The organism is Trabulsiella odontotermitis, assembly GCF_001297775.1.
Classification (GTDB): domain Bacteria; phylum Pseudomonadota; class Gammaproteobacteria; order Enterobacterales; family Enterobacteriaceae; genus Trabulsiella; species Trabulsiella odontotermitis.
Window position 1 is genome coordinate 20,951 of the sequence record NZ_LIFX01000010.1, and the last position, 18,983, is coordinate 39,933.

Here is an 18,983-nt window from a genome sequence, read left to right on the forward strand (position 1 = left end):
TTGGCATGGCGAACAAGTTTGCCGTAATCCTGGTGATCGCGACCCTGATAACAGGGTTGCTCTGGTGCCTGGATAAGTTCTTTTTCGCAGCAAAACGTCGTGAGCGCCAGGCTGCGGCGCAGGCGGCGACCGGCGATCAACTGGACAAAAAAACGCTGAAGAAAGTCGGTCCGAAACCGGGCTGGCTGGAAACTGGCGCATCGATTTTCCCGGTGCTGGCGATCGTGCTGGTGGTGCGTTCTTTTATTTATGAACCCTTCCAGATCCCCTCAGGTTCGATGATGCCAACACTGCTGATTGGCGATTTTATCCTCGTGGAGAAATTCGCGTACGGCATTAAAGATCCGATTTACCAGAACACGTTGATCGAAACCGGTCATCCGAAACGCGGCGATATCGTGGTCTTTAAATACCCGGAAGAGCCGAGTCTGGATTACATCAAACGCGCCGTCGGTCTGCCGGGCGATAAAGTCACGTACGATCCGGTGGCGAAAGAAGTCACTATCCAGCCAGGTTGCAGCTCCGGTCAGGCGTGCGGTAATGCGCTGCCGGTGACTTACTCCAACGTCGAGCCGAGTGATTTCGTGCAGACGTTCGCCCGTCGTAACGGTGGCGAGGCGACCAGCGGTTTCTGGGAATTGCCGAAAGGTGAAAGCAAAGAAAATGGTATTCGTCTGACGGAACGTCAAGAGACGCTGGGCGAAGTGACTCACCGTATTCTGACCGTGCCGATCGCGCAGGATCAACTGGGCATGTATTACCAGCAGGCGGGCCAGCCGCTGGCGACCTGGATTGTGCCGCCCGGCCAGTACTTTATGATGGGTGACAACCGCGATAACAGCGCTGACAGCCGCTACTGGGGGTTTGTCCCGGAAGCGAACCTCGTTGGCCGCGCCGTGGGGATCTGGATGAGCTTCGAAAAACAAGAAGGTGAATGGCCGACGGGCGTGCGTCTGAGCCGTATTGGCGGCATCCACTAATTCTTTTTTTCTCCCCTCCGTTCATGTTGTCGCCAGGCAATGGCGGCAACATGAATTATTTAAGATATAAATCGGTTCTGACTAACGACTTCCTTTCCCGTTGTGTATAGAATATTCCCCCGAAAGTTTTGGTTGTCTCCTGCAAGGGAGCCACGGCACACGAAACCGCGTTGGTGATGCTTTTTCAGGTCGGTTTCGTGTGCTGAATTGTTGACGCATTCATTTATTGGTAACGCATGAACCCCATCGTAATTAATCGGCTTCAACGGAAGCTGGGCTACACTTTTCATCATCAGGAGCTGTTGCAACAGGCATTAACCCACCGCAGTGCCAGCAGCAAACACAATGAACGTCTGGAATTTCTGGGCGATTCAATTTTAAGTTATGTGATTGCCAACGCGCTTTATCACCGCTTCCCCCGGGTTGACGAAGGTGATATGAGCCGTATGCGCGCCACGCTGGTTCGCGGTAATACGCTGGCGGAAATCGCCCGCGAATTTGAACTGGGTGAGTGTCTGCGTCTTGGGCCTGGCGAATTGAAAAGCGGTGGTTTTCGTCGCGAATCTATTCTTGCCGATACGGTCGAAGCGCTGATTGGCGGTGTCTTCCTCGACAGCGATATTCAGAATGTCGAGAAGCTGATCCTCTCCTGGTATCAGACGCGTCTGGACGAAATCAGTCCGGGCGATAAACAAAAAGATCCGAAAACGCGCCTGCAGGAATATTTGCAGGGACGTCATCTGCCGTTGCCGACCTATCTGGTGGTGCAGGTGCGTGGCGAAGCCCACGATCAGGAATTTACGATCCACTGCCAGGTCAGTGGCCTGAGCGAACCGGTGGTTGGCACAGGTTCCAGCCGTCGCAAGGCTGAGCAGGCCGCCGCCGAACAGGCGCTGAAGAAGCTGGAGCTGGAATGAGCGAAGAAAAAACCTACTGCGGATTTATCGCCATCGTTGGTCGTCCGAACGTTGGCAAATCCACATTGCTGAATAATCTGCTCGGGCAGAAGATCTCCATCACTTCCCGTAAAGCACAGACCACCCGTCACCGCATCGTCGGGATTCACACGGAAGGGGCGTATCAGGCCATTTACGTCGATACCCCGGGTCTGCACATGGAAGAAAAGCGCGCGATCAACCGCCTGATGAACAAAGCGGCGAGCAGTTCCATCGGTGACGTCGAACTGGTCATTTTCGTGGTCGAAGGCACCCGCTGGACGCCGGATGACGAAATGGTGCTGAACAAGCTGCGTGAAGGCAAAGCGCCGGTGATCCTCGCGGTCAACAAAGTCGACAACGTGCAGGAAAAAGCGGATCTGCTGCCGCATCTGCAGTTCCTCGGCAGCCAGATGAACTTCCTCGATATCGTGCCGATCTCCGCAGAAACCGGGCTGAATGTCGATACCATCGCCGGTATCGTGCGTAAACATCTGCCGGAAGCTGTCCACCATTTCCCGGAAGATTACATCACCGACCGTTCTCAGCGCTTCATGGCGTCTGAAATCATCCGTGAGAAGCTGATGCGCTTCCTGGGCGCCGAACTGCCGTACTCTGTGACCGTTGAAATTGAACGCTTCCAGACCAACGAACGCGGCGGATACGACATCAACGGGCTGATCCTCGTTGAGCGTGAAGGGCAGAAGAAGATGGTGATTGGCAACAAAGGCGCCAAAATCAAAACCATCGGTATCGAAGCCCGCAAAGATATGCAAGAGATGTTCGAAGTACCGGTTCACCTGGAACTGTGGGTGAAGGTGAAATCCGGCTGGGCCGACGACGAACGCGCGCTGCGTAGTCTTGGCTATGTAGACGATCTCTGAGAGTAACATACTCTATGGAAGTGGATGGGTGGCAACGCGCTTTCGTCCTCCATAGCCGTCCCTGGCGCGAAACCAGCCTGATGCTGGACGTCTTCACGGAAGAGTCTGGCCGCGTGCGCCTGGTTGCCAAAGGCGCACGTTCTAAACGCTCCAGTCTGAAGGGCGCCCTGCAACCCTTTACCCCTCTGCTGGTCCGCTTTGGCGGGCGTGGTGAAGTCAAAACGCTACGCAACGCGGAAGCCGTCTCACTGGCGCTCCCTTTGAGTGGCATCGCGCTCTACAGCGGACTGTACGTCAACGAATTGATCGCCCGCGTGCTCGAGCATGAGACTCGCTTCTCTGAACTGTTCTTTGATTACCTGCATTGTATCCAGTCGCTGGCAGGCGGGAGCGGTTCGCCGGAACCGACGCTGCGCCGCTTTGAACTGGCGTTGCTGGGGCATCTGGGATATGGCGTCGATTTTCTGCACTGCGCCGGGAGCGGTGAGCCGGTGGACGACACCATGACCTATCGCTACCGTGAAGAAAAGGGCTTTATTGCCAGCATGGTGATTGATAACAACACCTTTACCGGGCACCATCTGAAAGCGCTCGCCAGCCGCGAATTTCCGGATGCCGACACGTTGCGCGCAGCGAAACGCTTTACCCGTATTGCGCTGAAACCCTACCTGGGGGGAAAGCCGCTCAAAAGCCGCGAGCTGTTCCGGCAGTTCATGCCGAAGCGGTGAGTGACACGAACGAAAATAATACCGAGGATTGTCATGGCTGAATTACTGTTAGGCGTCAACATTGATCATATTGCCACCCTGCGCAACGCGCGCGGAACGGCGTATCCGGATCCGGTACAGGCGGCATTTATTGCCGAGCAGGCGGGCGCGGATGGCATCACTGTGCATTTGCGTGAAGATCGACGCCACATTACCGATCGCGACGTTCGCCTCTTGCGTCAGACGCTGAACACGCGCATGAACCTTGAAATGGCCGTCACCGACGAAATGGTGAAGATTGCCTGCGAGACAAAACCGCATTTCTGCTGCCTGGTGCCGGAAAAGCGTCAGGAAGTGACCACCGAGGGCGGGCTGGATGTCGCCGGGCAGCGCGAAAAAATGCGTGATGCCTGCCAGCGTCTTGCGGATGCCGGTATTCAGGTTTCGCTGTTTATTGATGCCGACGTTGAACAGATCAAAGCCGCTGCGGAAGTCGGCGCGCCGTACATTGAAATTCATACCGGCTGCTACGCGGACGCAAAAGACGATGCCACGCAGGCCTGTGAACTGGAGCGTATCGCCAACGCCGCGACCTACGCAGCGAGCCTCGGGCTGAAAGTCAACGCCGGGCATGGGCTGACCTATCACAACGTCAAAGCGATTGCCGCGTTGCCGGAAATGCATGAGCTGAACATCGGCCACGCGATTATTGGTCGCGCCGTCATGTGCGGTCTGAAAGAGGCGGTGGCCGAAATGAAACGCCTGATGCTGGAAGCGCGCAAATAATGGCTATTCTGGGCTTAGGGACAGATATCGTCGAAATCGCCCGTATCGAATCGGTGATCGCCCGTAGCGGCGATCGTCTGGCGCGGCGCGTGCTGAGCGATAACGAATGGGCCATCTGGGGATCGCACCAACAGCCGGTGCGTTTCCTGGCAAAACGTTTTGCTGTCAAAGAAGCGGCGGCGAAAGCGTTTGGTACCGGCATTCGTAACGGTCTGGCGTTTAACCAGTTCGAAGTGTACAACGATGCGCTGGGCAAACCCCGGCTGCGTCTGTGGGGCGAAGCCAAAAGTCTGGCGGAGAGTCTGGGCGTGGTGACTATCCACGTCACGCTGGCGGACGAACGCCACTATGCCTGCGCGACGGTGATCATCGAAAGCTGAGGTCAGATTTTATCGGCGTGGTGCAACTGAACGAACTTATCCCACAGTTGCTCTTCTGTTTCGGTGTGCGCCGGATCCTTCAGGATAGTATTAGGGATAGGGCACACTTTCTGGCAGGTTGGCGTCTCGTAGTGACCGATGCATTCGGTACAGCGATCGCTGTTAATCTCATAAATGCTGTCACCCATCGAAATGGCCTCATTCGGACATTCCGGTTCGCACATATCGCAATTGATGCATTTTTTGGTGATTAACAGCGCCATCAGGAAATTTCCGGAAACAACACAAACAGGGCGGGCATTATACCCTCATTCCCTGTTCAGACCAGTTTTTTCACTAATGCTTCGCTGTGGCGAATACGCTCCGGCGCATGTTCCAGATCCTGCTGCACCAGCGCCATAAACAGTAAATCGGCCAGCATCATCTGCGCGCTGGTGGACGAAATCGCGGCGCTGCGCGTCGCCTGTTCTTCAGCGATGGTATAGAGGCAATGGCTGGCTTTCTGCTGCAGCGTGTTCGGTGAAAAACCGGTGATGGCGAGGACTTTCGCGCCGACGCGCAGCGCCTCTTCGGTCGCCAGATTAATTTCCCGGCGTTCGCCGGAATAGGATATAGCCAGCAGCAGATCCTGCGGCTCCATGGCCTGCACGGTCGCCAGCAGCGCATGCATATCCTGCTCAGCGACGGCATTGAGGCCAATTTTCATCAGCTTCCAGCTAAAATTCCGCGCCACCAGACCGGAAGCGCCGATCCCGGTCAGGATAATCCGCCGCGCATCGCGCAACAGCGCCACGCTCTCAAGCAATTTATCTTCCGCATTCACGTCCAGCGAGGCGTGCATCGCCGCAATGTTATCTTTGATCAGTTTCTCGCCCACCAGTCGCAACGGATCATCGCCGCGGATCAGGTTATGAACCGGCACGGATTGCGGATGCGGATGGCTCGCCAGCGCCTCACTGAGCGCCAGCTTGAGCGCCGGAAACCCTTTGAAACCTAATTTTTGCGCGAACTTTACCACGCTGGACTGGCTGACACCGGCTTCCTTCGCCAGTTGCTGTGAGCTGAGATGGCGAGCCTCGTCGGGCTGAGCGAGAATAAAATCAGCCAGTTTTTTATCGCTTTGCGCCAGCCCAGGGTAGCGCTGGCGGATGCGGATTAAACAATTCATTAAGCCTGCCTGTCAGAATTTTTTATTCAATTATAGGGCATCAGGATGAATAACTGTGACCTGAAAAGCGCTTGATTTGTTGCGTTTTTAGGCTATTTATTATTTTAATCAACAGGATACGCTGTCTTTCCGGAGAGATAAAGCCCGATTACGACTGGTTTTCGGAAATGTGAGGTTATCTCTGTTAGGCTATGGATCAGGATTGCCGGTGAATGATTTCCAGGAGTGAAGTGTGGTCAACAACGAGCGTCGAGTCGTTTTTTTTGATCTGGACGGAACGCTGCATCAGCAGGATCTGTTCGGCAGTTTTGTCCGTTATCTGTTGCGTCATCAGCCGCTGAATCTGCTGCTGGTGATCCCGGTGCTGCCGGTGGTGGCTGTCGCACTGGGGATCAAAGGCCGCGCCGCGCGCTGGCCGATGAGCCTGTTGCTGTGGGCCTGCACGTTTGGTCACAGCGAAAAAAGCCTGCGGGCGAAAGAAACCAAATTTGTTGCCTGGTTTCGTGAAAATGTGACCACGTTTCCGGTGGTGCATGAGCGGCTGACGCAATATCTCACCAGCTCAGATGCCGATGTGTGGCTGATCACCGGCTCGCCGCGGTCGCTGGTGGAAAAAGTCTATTTCGACACGCTCTGGCTGCCGCGGGTGAACGTGATCGCCAGCCAGATCGAACGCCGTCACGGTGGCTGGGTATTAACCTTGCGCTGTCTGGGCTATGAAAAAGTGGTGCAACTGGAACGTAAAATCGGTTCACCGCTGCGCCTGTACAGTGGCTACAGCGACAGCCATCAGGACAACCCGTTGCTCAGCTATTGTGAGCACCGCTGGCGCGTCACGCCGCGTGGTGAGCTGCAACAACTGGAATAGTGGGTAAATCAATAACGGCTGTGTATAATGCGCCCCGCTGTCATTTCTGGAGTGCCCGACGTGTCCGACAACGAACACAACCATGAATACTGGATGCGCCATGCGTTGACGCTGGCTAAACGCGCCTGGGATGAAGGTGAAGTGCCGGTTGGCGCGGTGCTGGTGCACAACAATCAGGTGATTGGCGAGGGCTGGAATCGCCCGATTGGCCGCCACGATCCGACTGCGCATGCGGAAATCATGGCGCTGCGGCAGGGCGGGGCGGTGCTGCAAAACTACCGTCTGATCGACACCACGCTGTATGTCACGCTGGAGCCGTGCGTGATGTGCGCAGGCGCGATGGTGCACAGCCGCATCGGGCAACTGGTGTTCGGCGCGCGGGACGCCAAAACCGGCGCCGCCGGGTCACTCATTGACGTGCTGCATCATCCGGGAATGAATCATCGGGTTGACATAATCGAAGGGGTGTTGAGCGACGACTGCGCCGCCCTGTTAAGTGATTTTTTCCGCCATCGCCGGGCAGAGAAAAAAGCGCTGAAGAAAGCCGCCAGCGCGCAAGACGCTTCTTAATGACGAGGCACGTCGACCAGTAAGCGGGGTGTTTTTACCTGTAACGGCCCGCCCTGCATATCCGGGAAGATCGAGATAAGCGGCAGCATGCCCAACCGCTTATGATTAAGCTCCTCTGGTAACACCGCCGGGTAATCCTGCGCAATCTGTACCGCCTGCGCCGCTTTTTTCTCTTTCTCCAGCAGATATCCCACCAGGCTTATCTGATACTTGCGGATATTCTCTACGTACGCATACGCTTCATGTCCGCGCGCGTAGCCGTAGGTCAGTTTGCTGTAGTACGGCTTCTGGCTGAGCAACGGCAGCCGCTGCTTCACATCCGCCCAGCTGTCAGGATTGCCTTTCTGCTTCGCTGTCAGCGCCCGGGCGTCCAGCATATGCGCATAGCCCATGTTGTAGGCCGCCAGCGCAAACCAGATCCGCTCCTCCTGCGGCACCGTGTCCGGCACCTTGCTCATCATGTCCTGCAGATAGCGCATCCCGCCGCTGATGCTCTGCTCGGCGTCGGTTCTGTCGGTCAGGCCGAGACTCTGGGCGGTGTTTTTGGTCAGCATCATCAGGCCGCGAACCCCGGTCGGCGAGGTCGCCAGCGGATCCCAGTGCGATTCCTGATAAGAGATAGCCGCCAGCAGACGCCAGTCGATCTCCTGGGCATATTTTTCAAACATCGGTTGCAGGTCGGGCAGGGTGCTGTCGACCGCGCGCAAGAAAGATCGGGTATCGACATAATCAAAGTCTTCGCCGTGACCCAGATACTTCTCTTCCAGGCGGGCCAGCGTGCCGTCTTCATTAATATTATTGAAGAAGTCGAGCATGGCCGCCGACAAGGTATTGTCCTCGTCTTTCAGACTGAACCACGTCACCGGCTGTTCATCGGTAACATCGAGCGCCACGGCAAGTTCAGGGTGCACGCGCTGGAACAGGCTGATGGCCACTGAATCGGCGATGGTGTAATTGATTTTGCCTTCAATCACCTCTTCCATCAGCGCCACCGTGCCGCGTTTATCATCCACCGTCCAGGAGAGATTGGGGTACTTTTTTTCCTTCAGCGCCTGTAAATCGTTAATGGCGACATGCCCCGGCGCAATGGTTAGCTGTTGTGCGTTGAGATTTTCCAGCGAGCGCGGGCGAGGCGTCCCCACTTTGTAGACCAGTTGTTGTGACACGGAGTAGTAGATGGGGCCCGACTGGTAGTTTTTCACACGTTCGGTGTTATACACCAGCCCGGCGGCCAGCATATCGGCGTCGTCGTTATCGAGATCGTCAAACAGCTCGCTGATGTTCTGGCGAACGGTGACGGTCAGCTTCACGCCAAGATAATTGGCGAACTGTTGTGCCAGCTCATAATCCAGGCCGACATTTTTATTATTGATGTTACTCCAGGTCAGCGGCGAGGCGATGGTACTGACGCGCAGCTCACCCCGCGACTGAATCGCCGCGATGCGATTATCGGCTTTGCCGAACCAGGGAATAGATGGCCAAAGGGCCGCTGCCAGCAGCAGAGCAACAACGCCGATAAGCAGATAATTAATCTTTAATTTTTTCAATTAGTTAATTCTCTGCGCTGAGTGAATATCAGTCAGCAGTTACCATAATGATGTCAGGGAGATTGAGATATGTGAGCGGCATTTTGCTTAACAATGCGCCAGTTGGCAACTAATTAGAGAGATAAGTCACACCAATTGACAAAATAAAGCGGCGATTTTATTTCGACGCAAACGGTTACGTCGCCGCCCAGGATCCTCTATAATGACGCCCGTTTTCCCCCCTTGCGTACACTGAAACCCAGAAGACGAGAGACTTATGATGGAAATTCTGCGAGGTTCGCCTGCACTGTCGGCATTTCGGATCAACAAATTACTGACGCGCTTCCAGGCAGCCAACCTTCCGGTCAGCGATATCTACGCTGAATATGTTCATTTTGCCGAACTGAGCGCGCCGCTCGCCGGTGAAGAACATGCCCGGCTTGAACGTCTACTCAAGTATGGCCCGAGCCTGAGCAGCCATGCCCCCACCGGAAAACTGCTGCTTGTCACACCTCGCCCCGGCACCATCTCCCCCTGGTCTTCCAAAGCAACCGACATCGCCCGTAACTGCGGATTATCGCAGGTGGTTCGTCTGGAGCGCGGCGTCGCCTGGTATGTTGAGGCGAGCACGCTGACCCCGGAACAGTGGAACACGGTGGCGGCAGAGCTGCACGATCGCATGATGGAGAGCGTGTTTACCTCTCTGGATGAAGCAGAAACCCTGTTTGCTCATCATCAGCCCGCGCCGGTCACCGCGGTCGACCTGCTGGGACAGGGGCGTCAGGCGCTGATCGACGCTAACCTGCGTCTCGGCCTCGCACTGGCGGATGACGAAATTGATTATCTGCAGGCCGCATTTGAAAAACTCGGTCGTAACCCGAACGACATCGAACTCTATATGTTCGCGCAGGCCAACTCCGAGCACTGCCGTCATAAAATCTTTAACGCCGACTGGGTGATCGACGGCGAACAGCAGCCTAAATCGCTGTTCAAAATGATCAAAAACACCTTCGAGAAAACGCCGGATCACGTGCTGTCTGCCTATAAAGACAACGCGGCAGTGATGGAAGGTTCTGAGGTCGGGCGTTTCTTTGCCGATCACGACGCCGGGCGCTACGATTTCCACCAGGAAGCGGCGCATATCCTGATGAAGGTCGAAACGCACAACCACCCGACGGCGATTTCGCCGTGGCCGGGCGCTGCAACGGGCTCCGGCGGTGAAATTCGTGATGAAGGCGCGACCGGTCGCGGCGCAAAACCGAAAGCCGGGCTGGTGGGTTTCTCGGTCTCTAACCTGCGTATTCCGGGTTTTGAACAGCCGTGGGAAGAAGATTTCGGTAAGCCGGATCGCATCGTGACCGCGCTGGATATCATGACCGAAGGCCCGCTCGGCGGCGCGGCGTTCAATAACGAATTTGGTCGTCCGGCGCTGAACGGCTATTTCCGCACCTACGAAGAAAAAGTGAACAGCCACAATGGCGAAGAGCTGCGCGGTTATCACAAACCGATCATGCTGGCGGGCGGTATTGGTAACATCCGTGCTGACCATGTGCAGAAAGGCGAGATCCCGCCGGGTGCGAAACTGATCGTGCTGGGCGGCCCGGCGATGAACATCGGTCTCGGCGGCGGTGCCGCCTCTTCGATGGCTTCTGGTCAGTCTGATGCCGATCTCGATTTTGCCTCCGTTCAGCGTGACAACGCGGAAATGGAGCGCCGCTGCCAGGAGGTCATCGACCGCTGCTGGCAGATGGGCAACGATAACCCGATTCTGTTTATCCACGACGTCGGCGCAGGCGGTTTGTCTAACGCCATGCCGGAGCTGGTCAGCGACGGTGGTCGCGGCGGTCGCTTTGAACTGCGCGACATCCTGAGCGACGAACCGGGCATGAGCCCACTGGAAATCTGGTGTAACGAATCACAGGAACGCTATGTGCTGGCGGTCTCCGCCGATCAACTGTCGCTGTTTGATGCGCTGTGCCGTCGCGAGCGTGCGCCGTACGCTGTGATTGGTGAAGCGACACAAGAACAGCACCTGACGCTGAACGACCGTCATTTCGACAATCAGCCGATTGATATGCCGCTGGACGTGCTGCTCGGCAAAACGCCGAAGATGACCCGCAACGTCACGACGCTCACCGCCAAAGGTGATGCGCTGAACCGCCAGGAGATTACTGTTGCTGACGCGGTAAACCGCGTGCTGCATCTTCCGGCGGTAGCGGAAAAAACCTTCCTCGTCACCATCGGCGACCGTACCGTCACCGGTATGGTGTCGCGCGATCAGATGGTTGGCCCGTGGCAGGTACCGGTGGCGAACTGCGCGGTGACCACCGCCAGCCTCGACAGCTACTACGGCGAAGCGATGGCGCTGGGCGAACGTGCGCCGGTTGCGCTGCTTGATTTTGCCGCCTCGGCGCGTCTGGCCGTCGGCGAAGCGCTGACCAACATCGCGGCGACGCAGATTGGCGACATCAAACGCATCAAGCTTTCCGCTAACTGGATGGCGGCGGCAGGGCATCCGGGTGAAGACGCGGGTCTGTATGAAGCTGTCAAAGCGGTGGGTGAGGAGTTGTGTCCGGCGCTGGGGCTGACCATTCCGGTGGGCAAAGACTCAATGTCGATGAAAACCCGCTGGCAGGAAGGCAGCGAGCAGCGCGAAATGACGTCGCCGCTGTCGCTGGTGATCACCGCGTTTGCCCGCGTGGAAGATGTGCGTCGCACCGTGACGCCGCAGCTCTCTACCGAGGATAACGCGCTGCTGCTTATCGATCTCGGTCAGGGCCGTAACGCGCTCGGCGCAACGGCGCTGGCGCAGGTCTATCGTCAGCTTGGCGACACACCGGCCGACGTGCGTGATGTCGCGCAACTGAAAGGTTTCTACGACGCCATGCAGGCGCTGGTGGCGCAACGTAAGCTGCTGGCTTATCACGACCGCTCCGATGGTGGTCTGCTGGTGACGCTGGCGGAAATGGCCTTTACCGGTCACTGTGGCGTACAGGTGGATATCGCCGCACTGGGCGAGGATCATCTGGCAGCGTTGTTTAATGAAGAGCTGGGCGCGGTAATTCAGGTTCGCGCCGCGGATCGGGACGCCGTTGAAGCGCTGCTGGCGACGCACGGTCTTGGCGACTGCGTTCACTATCTCGGCCAGGCGGTGGTGGGTGATCAATTCATCATCGAGGCGGACGGTCACAGTGTTTACCGCGAAAGCCGCGCGCAGCTTCGTCTGTGGTGGGCAGAAACCACCTGGCAGATGCAGCGCCTGCGCGATAACCCGGAATGCGCCGATCAGGAGCACAACGCGAAAGCCAACGATAACGATCCGGGCCTGAACGTGACGCTCAGCTTCGACATCGACGAGGATGTCGCGGCACCGTATATTGCCACCGGCGCACGTCCGAAAGTGGCTGTACTGCGTGAGCAGGGCGTTAACTCCCATGTGGAAATGGCGGCAGCATTCCACCGCGCTGGTTTCGACGCCATCGACGTCCACATGAGTGATCTGCTGGCTGGGCGCATCGGGCTGGGCAATTTCCAGACGCTGGTGGCCTGTGGCGGTTTCTCTTACGGTGACGTACTGGGCGCGGGTGAAGGCTGGGCGAAATCCATCCTCTTTAACAGCCGTGTTCGCGATGAGTTCGAAACCTTCTTCCACCGTCCGCAGACGCTGGCGCTGGGTGTCTGTAACGGCTGCCAGATGATGTCCAATCTGCGTGAGCTGATTCCAGGCAGCTCGCTGTGGCCACGTTTCGTGCGTAACCACTCCGACCGCTTCGAAGCGCGTTTCAGCCTGGTGGAAGTGACGCAAAGCCCGTCGCTGCTGTTGCAGGGCATGGTGGGCTCGCAGATGCCGATCGCCGTTTCGCATGGCGAAGGTCGCGTGGAGGTGCGTGATGACGCGCATCTGGCATCGCTGGAAAGCAAAGGGCTGGTAGCGCTGCGTTACGTGGATAACTTTGGTAACGTCACCGAAACCTATCCGGCGAACCCGAACGGCTCGCCGAACGGGATCACCGCGGTCACCAGTGAAACCGGTCGCGTCACCATCATGATGCCGCACCCGGAACGCGTTGCCCGTACGGTATCGAACTCCTGGCACCCGGAAAACTGGGGCGAGGACAGCCCGTGGATGCGCATCTTCCGCAACGCGCGTAAACAACTGGGTTAAACGCGGATATCGCGATAGCGCCGGGCGGCACTACGTTTGCCCGGCCTGTGGTTCGATTTTTCGCTTTTTTATCTCTGTCGGGGAATTGCGACAATCCCATCCTTCCGGTGTCGCCAAAAAGAGACATTTAACCTGTTGATTTATAACGGTGTTAATAAAGCGGGATGATGCTGTTGCTAATCAGAGACACCGTGGTTAAAAAATATACCAGACTGATGTCTCGTTGATTATCAATAAAAGACATAGATATCATAATGTTAATAAATAGTTTTGAAGGATGGCATGCTTAGTGCATAATAACTGGCAGTGGCTCATTCACTCTCTTATGTCAGCCCCTTCGGGACGTGCTACATAAACCTCGAATGACGCACAAACAGGTGCCTGCCGTCCAACTTCTGATATCAGCGTAGCTATATCAACCTCCGGGCGAAACGTCGAGTTAGGCACCGCCTTATTCCATGACAAAGCCGGGTTTTTACCCGGCTTTGTTGTATCTGTACCTCGTCCTCAGTTAACCTTCCTGCATGCTTATATGTTGAGACGAAATCATTGAAACGCTGGTCTCTTTTTCCCCGTTCGCTGCGTCAGCTGGTCATGCTCTCCTTTTTGCTGATCCTGCTGCCGTTGCTGGTGCTGGCCTGGCAGGCGTGGCAGAGCCTGAACACGCTGAGCGCGCAGGCGGCGCAAACGAACCGCACCACACTGATTGACGCCCGCCGCAGCGAAGCGATGACCAACGTGGCGCTGGAAATGGAGCGCAGCTATCGTCAGTACTGTGTGCTGGATGACGCGACGCTGGCGAAGGTTTACCAGAGCCAGCGGCGGCGCTATGCCGAGATGCTGGACGCGCACGCGGGCATTCTGCCGGACGACAAACTGTACCAGTCGCTGCGTGAAGATCTGGACGCGCTGGAAACCATCCAGTGTAAAAACAGCGGGCCGGACGCGCCGTCCGCAGCACGGCTGGAAGCGTTCGCCAGCGCGAACACCGAAATGGTACAGGCCACCCGTACGGTGGTTTTCTCGCGCGGACAGCAACTCCAGCACGCCATTGCCGAGCGCGGGCAGTTCTTTGGCTGGCAGGCGCTGGTGCTGTTTCTGGTGAGTCTGCTGATGGTATTGCTGTTCACCCGCATGATTATCGGCCCGGTGAAAGGCATCGAGCGGATGATCAACCGGCTGGGGGAAGGGCGGTCGCTGGGGAATACCGTGGTGTTCAAAGGGCCTCGTGAGCTGCGCTCGGTCGGGCAGCGCATCATCTGGCTGAGTGAGCGTCTTGCCTGGCTGGAATCGCAGCGTCACCAGTTTTTGCGTCACCTTTCCCATGAACTGAAAACGCCGCTCGCCAGTATGCGTGAAGGCACTGAATTGCTGGCGGACCAGGTGGTCGGTACGCTGACGCCGGAACAAAAAGAGGTGGTCGACATCCTTGATGACAGCAGCCGCAATCTGCAAAAGCTGATTGAACAGTTGCTGGACTACAACCGCAAACTGGCTGACAGCGCGACGGAAATGGAAAATGTCGACATCGCCTCGCTGGTGGAAATGGTCATCTCCGCCCACAGTTTACCGGCACGGGCTAAAATGATGCATACCGAGGTGATGCTCGCCGCACGCGAGTGTCATGCCGAGCCGATGCTGTTAATGAGCGTGCTGGATAATCTCTACTCTAATGCGGTGCACTACGGTGCTGAATCCGGTAACATTTATATTCGCAGCCGTACCCTGGGCGAGAAGGTCCGCATTGAGGTTGTGAACACGGGAACACCAATACCTGAGGCCGAACGCGGGATGATTTTTGAACCGTTCTACCAGGGGAGCCATCAGCGTAAAGGTGCAGTAAAAGGGAGTGGGCTGGGATTAAGCATTGCCAGAGATTGCGTCCGCCGCATGCACGGTGAACTCAATCTTGTGGATGACAGCGCGGGCGACGTCTGTTTTCGCATCGAGCTCCCTGCCTTCGGGCCAGAACACACACACAAATAAATTTCAGTCTGGTGAATATGTCCCATTTCTTAGCATCAATTTTTAACGCGATGCGCTGGCGTCGCGTCATCTTCCCGGCAATGTCCAGCCTGATGCTGGCCGGATGTTCATCGGGCCTGATTCATCACGCCGTTGGCGATAAAATAGACGAAAACCTGCCACAGCAACAGGTCGCTGATTTCCTGTCGACCGATTGTGCCGATATCTGGTCACTCAGCGGTGAAGTCACCGACAAAAACCCGCTCTACTGGCTGCGCGGCATTGACTGCGCGGAACGTTTAACGCCGGAACAGGCGCGCACGGAAGCCCGGATGCTTGATGGCGAGCGCTGGCAGGAGGCGTTCAAGCGCGGCATTCTGCTGGGGAATGCCAAAATTAACCCGGTCGAACGCCGCGAGTTGCTGGCGCACATGGATGCCCAGAGCCGTCAAATCCCCACTCAGGTGCGCCCGCTGTTCGAGCTCTGGCGTGACGGACAGGCGTCGCAACTGCAACTCTCTGACGAGCGTTCACGCTATGCGAAACTGCAGCAAACCAGCGACAGCGAGCTGGACATTCTGCGCCAGCAACAGCAGCACCTGCGCTCGCAACTGGATCTCACCACCCGAAAACTGGAGAACCTGACGGATATTGAACGTCAGCTTTCCACCCGCAAACCCGCCGGAAATTTCAATCCGGACGCCAGTCATGCAGGGGAGAAACCCCCGGCCACGAAAGATGACGTTCCGTCTGATGAGGATAAGCCATGATCACCCGCAAGCCTGCCCGCCTGTTACTGGTTGATGACGATCCCGGCCTGCTCAAGCTGCTTGGCATGCGGCTCAGCAGTGAAGGTTACAGCGTCGTCACCGCGGAGAGTGGTCAGGAAGGGTTGCGCGTGCTGGCACGGGAAAAGATAGACCTGGTGATCAGCGATCTGCGAATGGATGAGATGGACGGCCTGCAATTGTTTGCCGAGATCCAGAAGATGCAGCCGGGAATGCCGGTGATCATCCTCACTGCGCACGGCTCGATCCCGGAAGCGGTCAGCGCCACGCAACAGGGCGTGTTCAGTTTCCTCACCAAACCCGTCGACCGTGACGCGCTGTACAAAGCCATTGACGAGGCGCTGGAGCATTCGGCGCCCGCTGGTGACGACCAGTGGCGGGAATCTATCGTCACCCGTAGTCCGCTGATGCTGCGCCTGCTGGAGCAGGCCAGAATGGTGGCGCAATCGGATGTCAGCGTGTTGATCGTCGGGCAGAGCGGCACCGGGAAAGAGATTTTTGCCCAGGCGATCCACAACGCCAGCTCGCGCAGCACGAAACCGTTTATCGCCATTAACTGCGGCGCCTTACCGGAACAGTTGCTGGAATCAGAACTGTTTGGTCATGCGCGCGGCGCCTTTACCGGCGCGGTGAGCAACCGTGAAGGGCTGTTCCAGGCGGCGGAAGGCGGCACGCTGTTTCTTGATGAGATCGGCGACATGCCGATTTCGTTGCAGGTCAAACTGCTGCGCGTACTGCAGGAACGGAAAGTACGGCCGCTGGGCAGCAACCGGGATATCGACATCGACGTGCGTATCATTTCCGCCACGCACCGTGACCTGCCAAAAGCGATGGCGCGCGGTGAATTTCGTGAAGATCTGTTCTATCGACTGAATGTCGTGAACCTGAAAATTCCGGCGCTGGCTGAACGTACGGAAGACATTCCGCTGCTGGCGAATCATCTGCTGCGTCAGTCGGCGGACAGGCACAAGCCGTTTGTGCGCGCGTTTTCCACCGATGCGATGAAACGTCTGATGGCGGCGAGCTGGCCCGGTAACGTGCGCCAGCTGGTGAACGTCATTGAGCAGTGCGTGGCGCTGACCTCCTCGCCGGTCATCAGCGATGCGCTGGTGGAGCAGGCGCTGGAAGGCGAAAACACCGCGCTGCCGACCTTTGTCGAGGCGCGTAACCAGTTCGAGCTCAACTACCTGCGCAAGCTGTTGCAGATCACCCGCGGTAACGTGACCCATGCGGCGCGAATGGCGGGGCGCAACCGTACGGAGTTCTACAAGCTGCTGTCCCGCCACGAGCTGGACGCAAATGATTTTAAAGAGTAGTACCACAATTTTCAGACGACTTTTTCCGGCGATATGATACGGTAGGCAACCGGTTACGCGTATAAAGACAGGAACACCATGAAAAAGATTGATGCGATTATTAAACCCTTCAAACTCGACGACGTGCGTGAAGCGCTGGCAGAAGTCGGTATTACCGGGATGACGGTGACGGAAGTGAAAGGCTTTGGCCGTCAGAAGGGGCATACAGAGCTGTATCGTGGCGCGGAATACATGGTGGATTTTCTGCCGAAGGTGAAAATTGAAATCGTCGTGACCGACGACATCGTCGATACCTGCGTGGACACGATCATTCGTACCGCACAGACCGGCAAGATTGGCGATGGTAAGATTTTTGTCTTTGATGTCGCACGGGTGGTTCGTATTCGTACGGGCGAAGAAGACGACGCGGCAATCTGATAAAAAACGTCCCCTCGCCGCCACGGGAGAGGGGATGCCATTCCTCTTTACAGCACTTTATGTGGGCCGAAACATTCGTAATGAATATGATCCTGGCTCACTCCCAGCGTCACCAGTTGCTTCGCGGCAAACTGCATGAAACCGACCGGACCGCAGAGATAAAACTGAGTCTGCGGATCGGTAAACTGACCTTCCAGCGCCGTTAAATCCATCATCCCTTCGCTGTCAAAGCGATCACCTTCCTGCGGAATGCGATACCAGGTGTGGGCGCTGAAGTTGGGCAATTTGCTACCGTGCGCCGCCACTTCATCGGCAAAAGCGTGAACATTGCCGTTCTCAGCGGCGTGAAACCAGTTCACCTGTGCCTGATGATCGGTGTGCGCCAGTGTATCCAGCATCGCCAGCATCGGCGTCTGACCCACGCCTGCGGAAATCAGCGTCACCGGCGTTGTCGGTTCAACGTGCATAAAGAAATCACCTGCTGGTGCCGCCAGATGTACCACATCGCCGACGCTGGCGCTGTCATGCAGCCATTCAGAAACCTGACCGCCGTTTTCGCGTTTCACGGCGATGCGATAGCGTTTGCCGTCCGGCTTGCGGGTCAGTGAGTACTGACGAATTTCCTGATGTGCAAACCCTTCCGGCTTCAGCCAGACACCGAGATACTGCCCCGGCTGATAATCCGCCACCGGCTGGCCGTCTACCGGTTCGAACTCGAAGCTGGTGATGAGCGCACTGCGCGGGGTTTTGCTGACGAGTCGGAATGCGCGTGTGCCTTCCCAGCCGCCCTGTTTACTGGCGTTGTGCTGATAAAGCTCCGCTTCACGGTTGATGAACACGCCCGCCAGCACGCCATAGGCTTTGCCCCACGCGTCGAGCACTTCCTGGCCCGGGCTGAACATCTCATCAAGGGTCGCCAGCAGGTGGCTGCCAACAATGTTGTACTGCTCGGGTTTGATCTGGAAACTGGTGTGTTTCTGGGCGATTTTTTCTACCGCCGGTAACAGCGCCGCCAGATTATCAAGGTTGCTGGCGTAAGCGGCGATGGCGTTGAACAGGGCTTCGCGCTGATCGCCATTACGCTGGTTGCTCATGTTGAAAATCTCTTTGAGCTCCGGGTTATGGGTGAACATGCGATCGTAAAAATGGGCGGTGAGTTTAGGGCCGGTTTCGACCAGAAGAGGGATGGTGGATTTAACCGTAGCGATGGTTTGCGCGTCGAGCATAGCAGCTTCCTTTTTATGTTACTTTAATGATGCATTTTAAATGCATCTTATAAAAATGTCCCTACGTTGTAAATGGATCTTTGCTGCGTGAAAAATTTGCATCACAAACCTGAAAAGAAATCCTTAAGTAATGAGAAGTGCTTTATTCCTCAACTCCTTGTGGGATCACGACGTAATCGTTTGCGTAAATTACTTTGTCAAGACCTGTTATCGCAGAACTAATCAGTTATACTGTGGGCCGTTGTCCAAAACGGACCCCTTTTCAGGGTTGAAATTCTATCGTTAGCTGAGTCAGGAGATGC

General features: G+C 56.5%; 17 protein-coding genes. 13 read left to right on the top strand and 4 right to left on the bottom strand.

The window, feature by feature from the left end:
* Nucleotides 1-5: 5 nt before the first annotated feature.
* The 6 genes from lepB (at nucleotide 6) to acpS (ending at nucleotide 4,672) form a co-directional block, all read left to right on the top strand.
* Nucleotides 6-980 carry a signal peptidase I gene (gene lepB, locus AOY23_RS13930; RefSeq protein ID WP_054179382.1) on the top strand — a complete coding sequence of 325 codons (975 nt, stop codon included), beginning with the start codon at nucleotides 6-8 and terminating at the stop codon, nucleotides 978-980.
* A gap of 236 nt (nucleotides 981-1,216) precedes the next feature.
* Nucleotides 1,217-1,897 carry a ribonuclease III gene (gene rnc / locus AOY23_RS13935; protein WP_038157166.1) on the top strand — a complete coding sequence of 227 codons (681 nt, stop codon included), beginning with the start codon at nucleotides 1,217-1,219 and terminating at the stop codon, nucleotides 1,895-1,897.
* Nucleotides 1,894-2,799, top strand: a complete 906-nt coding sequence (gene era, locus AOY23_RS13940) for a GTPase Era (protein ID WP_054179383.1) — start codon at nucleotides 1,894-1,896, stop codon at nucleotides 2,797-2,799. The genes rnc and era overlap by 4 nt, the downstream gene beginning before the upstream one ends.
* A 20-nt stretch (nucleotides 2,800-2,819) precedes the next feature.
* Nucleotides 2,820-3,527, top strand: coding sequence for a DNA repair protein RecO (gene recO, locus AOY23_RS13945; protein ID WP_054179589.1), 708 nt, complete (start codon nucleotides 2,820-2,822; stop codon nucleotides 3,525-3,527).
* Between the two features lie 33 nt (nucleotides 3,528-3,560).
* Nucleotides 3,561-4,292, top strand: a complete 732-nt coding sequence (pdxJ, locus tag AOY23_RS13950) for a pyridoxine 5'-phosphate synthase (RefSeq protein WP_054179384.1) — start codon at nucleotides 3,561-3,563, stop codon at nucleotides 4,290-4,292.
* Nucleotides 4,292-4,672, top strand: a complete 381-nt coding sequence (acpS, locus tag AOY23_RS13955; RefSeq protein WP_054179385.1) for a holo-ACP synthase — start codon at nucleotides 4,292-4,294, stop codon at nucleotides 4,670-4,672. Before pdxJ ends, acpS begins: the two co-directional genes overlap by 1 nt.
* A gap of 2 nt (nucleotides 4,673-4,674) precedes the next feature.
* Here the strand turns inward: acpS and AOY23_RS13960 are convergent, their stop codons facing one another.
* Complete coding sequence (locus tag AOY23_RS13960; RefSeq protein WP_054179386.1) at nucleotides 4,675-4,935, bottom strand: YfhL family 4Fe-4S dicluster ferredoxin; 261 nt, start codon at nucleotides 4,933-4,935, stop codon at nucleotides 4,675-4,677.
* A 56-nt stretch (nucleotides 4,936-4,991) separates the two neighbouring features.
* On the bottom strand, nucleotides 4,992-5,840 hold the full coding sequence (locus AOY23_RS13965) for a MurR/RpiR family transcriptional regulator (RefSeq protein WP_054179387.1): 849 nt from the start codon (nucleotides 5,838-5,840) through the stop codon (nucleotides 4,992-4,994).
* A gap of 232 nt (nucleotides 5,841-6,072) precedes the next feature.
* On the opposite strand from AOY23_RS13965, the gene yfhb reads away from it, so the two are divergent.
* Nucleotides 6,073-6,708, top strand: a complete 636-nt coding sequence (gene yfhb, locus AOY23_RS13970) for a phosphatidylglycerophosphatase C (protein ID WP_054179388.1) — start codon at nucleotides 6,073-6,075, stop codon at nucleotides 6,706-6,708.
* Between the two features lie 27 nt (nucleotides 6,709-6,735).
* Nucleotides 6,736-7,278: a tRNA adenosine(34) deaminase TadA gene (gene tadA / locus AOY23_RS13975; RefSeq protein WP_072171007.1), complete on the top strand. Its 543-nt coding sequence runs from the start codon at nucleotides 6,736-6,738 to the stop codon at nucleotides 7,276-7,278.
* Here tadA and mltF read toward each other — a convergent pair.
* On the bottom strand, nucleotides 7,275-8,825 hold the full coding sequence (gene mltF / locus AOY23_RS13980) for a membrane-bound lytic murein transglycosylase MltF (RefSeq protein WP_054179390.1): 1,551 nt from the start codon (nucleotides 8,823-8,825) through the stop codon (nucleotides 7,275-7,277). The genes tadA and mltF overlap by 4 nt on opposite strands.
* A gap of 256 nt (nucleotides 8,826-9,081) precedes the next feature.
* On the opposite strand from mltF, the gene purL reads away from it, so the two are divergent.
* From purL to glnB, 5 genes are all read left to right on the top strand, one after another.
* A complete protein-coding gene (gene purL, locus AOY23_RS13985; RefSeq protein ID WP_054179391.1) occupies nucleotides 9,082-12,969 on the top strand; it encodes a phosphoribosylformylglycinamidine synthase in 3,888 nt (1,295 codons plus the stop codon).
* Between the two features lie 549 nt (nucleotides 12,970-13,518).
* On the top strand, nucleotides 13,519-14,955 hold the full coding sequence (gene qseE, locus AOY23_RS13990) for a two component system sensor histidine kinase QseE/GlrK (protein ID WP_054179392.1): 1,437 nt from the start codon (nucleotides 13,519-13,521) through the stop codon (nucleotides 14,953-14,955).
* A gap of 17 nt (nucleotides 14,956-14,972) precedes the next feature.
* Nucleotides 14,973-15,704 carry a two-component system QseEF-associated lipoprotein QseG gene (gene qseG, locus AOY23_RS13995; protein WP_054179393.1) on the top strand — a complete coding sequence of 244 codons (732 nt, stop codon included), beginning with the start codon at nucleotides 14,973-14,975 and terminating at the stop codon, nucleotides 15,702-15,704.
* Nucleotides 15,701-17,038 (top strand): two-component system response regulator GlrR, encoded by a 1,338-nt coding sequence (gene glrR, locus AOY23_RS14000; protein WP_054179394.1) that lies wholly within the window; start codon nucleotides 15,701-15,703, stop codon nucleotides 17,036-17,038. The genes qseG and glrR overlap by 4 nt, the downstream gene beginning before the upstream one ends.
* A 78-nt stretch (nucleotides 17,039-17,116) precedes the next feature.
* Nucleotides 17,117-17,455 carry a nitrogen regulatory protein P-II gene (glnB, locus tag AOY23_RS14005; RefSeq protein WP_002438074.1) on the top strand — a complete coding sequence of 113 codons (339 nt, stop codon included), beginning with the start codon at nucleotides 17,117-17,119 and terminating at the stop codon, nucleotides 17,453-17,455.
* A 47-nt stretch (nucleotides 17,456-17,502) separates the two neighbouring features.
* On the opposite strand, the gene hmpA is transcribed toward glnB, so the two are convergent.
* Entirely contained in the window at nucleotides 17,503-18,681 is a 1,179-nt protein-coding gene (gene hmpA, locus AOY23_RS14010) for an NO-inducible flavohemoprotein (protein ID WP_054179395.1), read from the bottom strand.
* Nucleotides 18,682-18,983 lie beyond the last annotated feature (302 nt).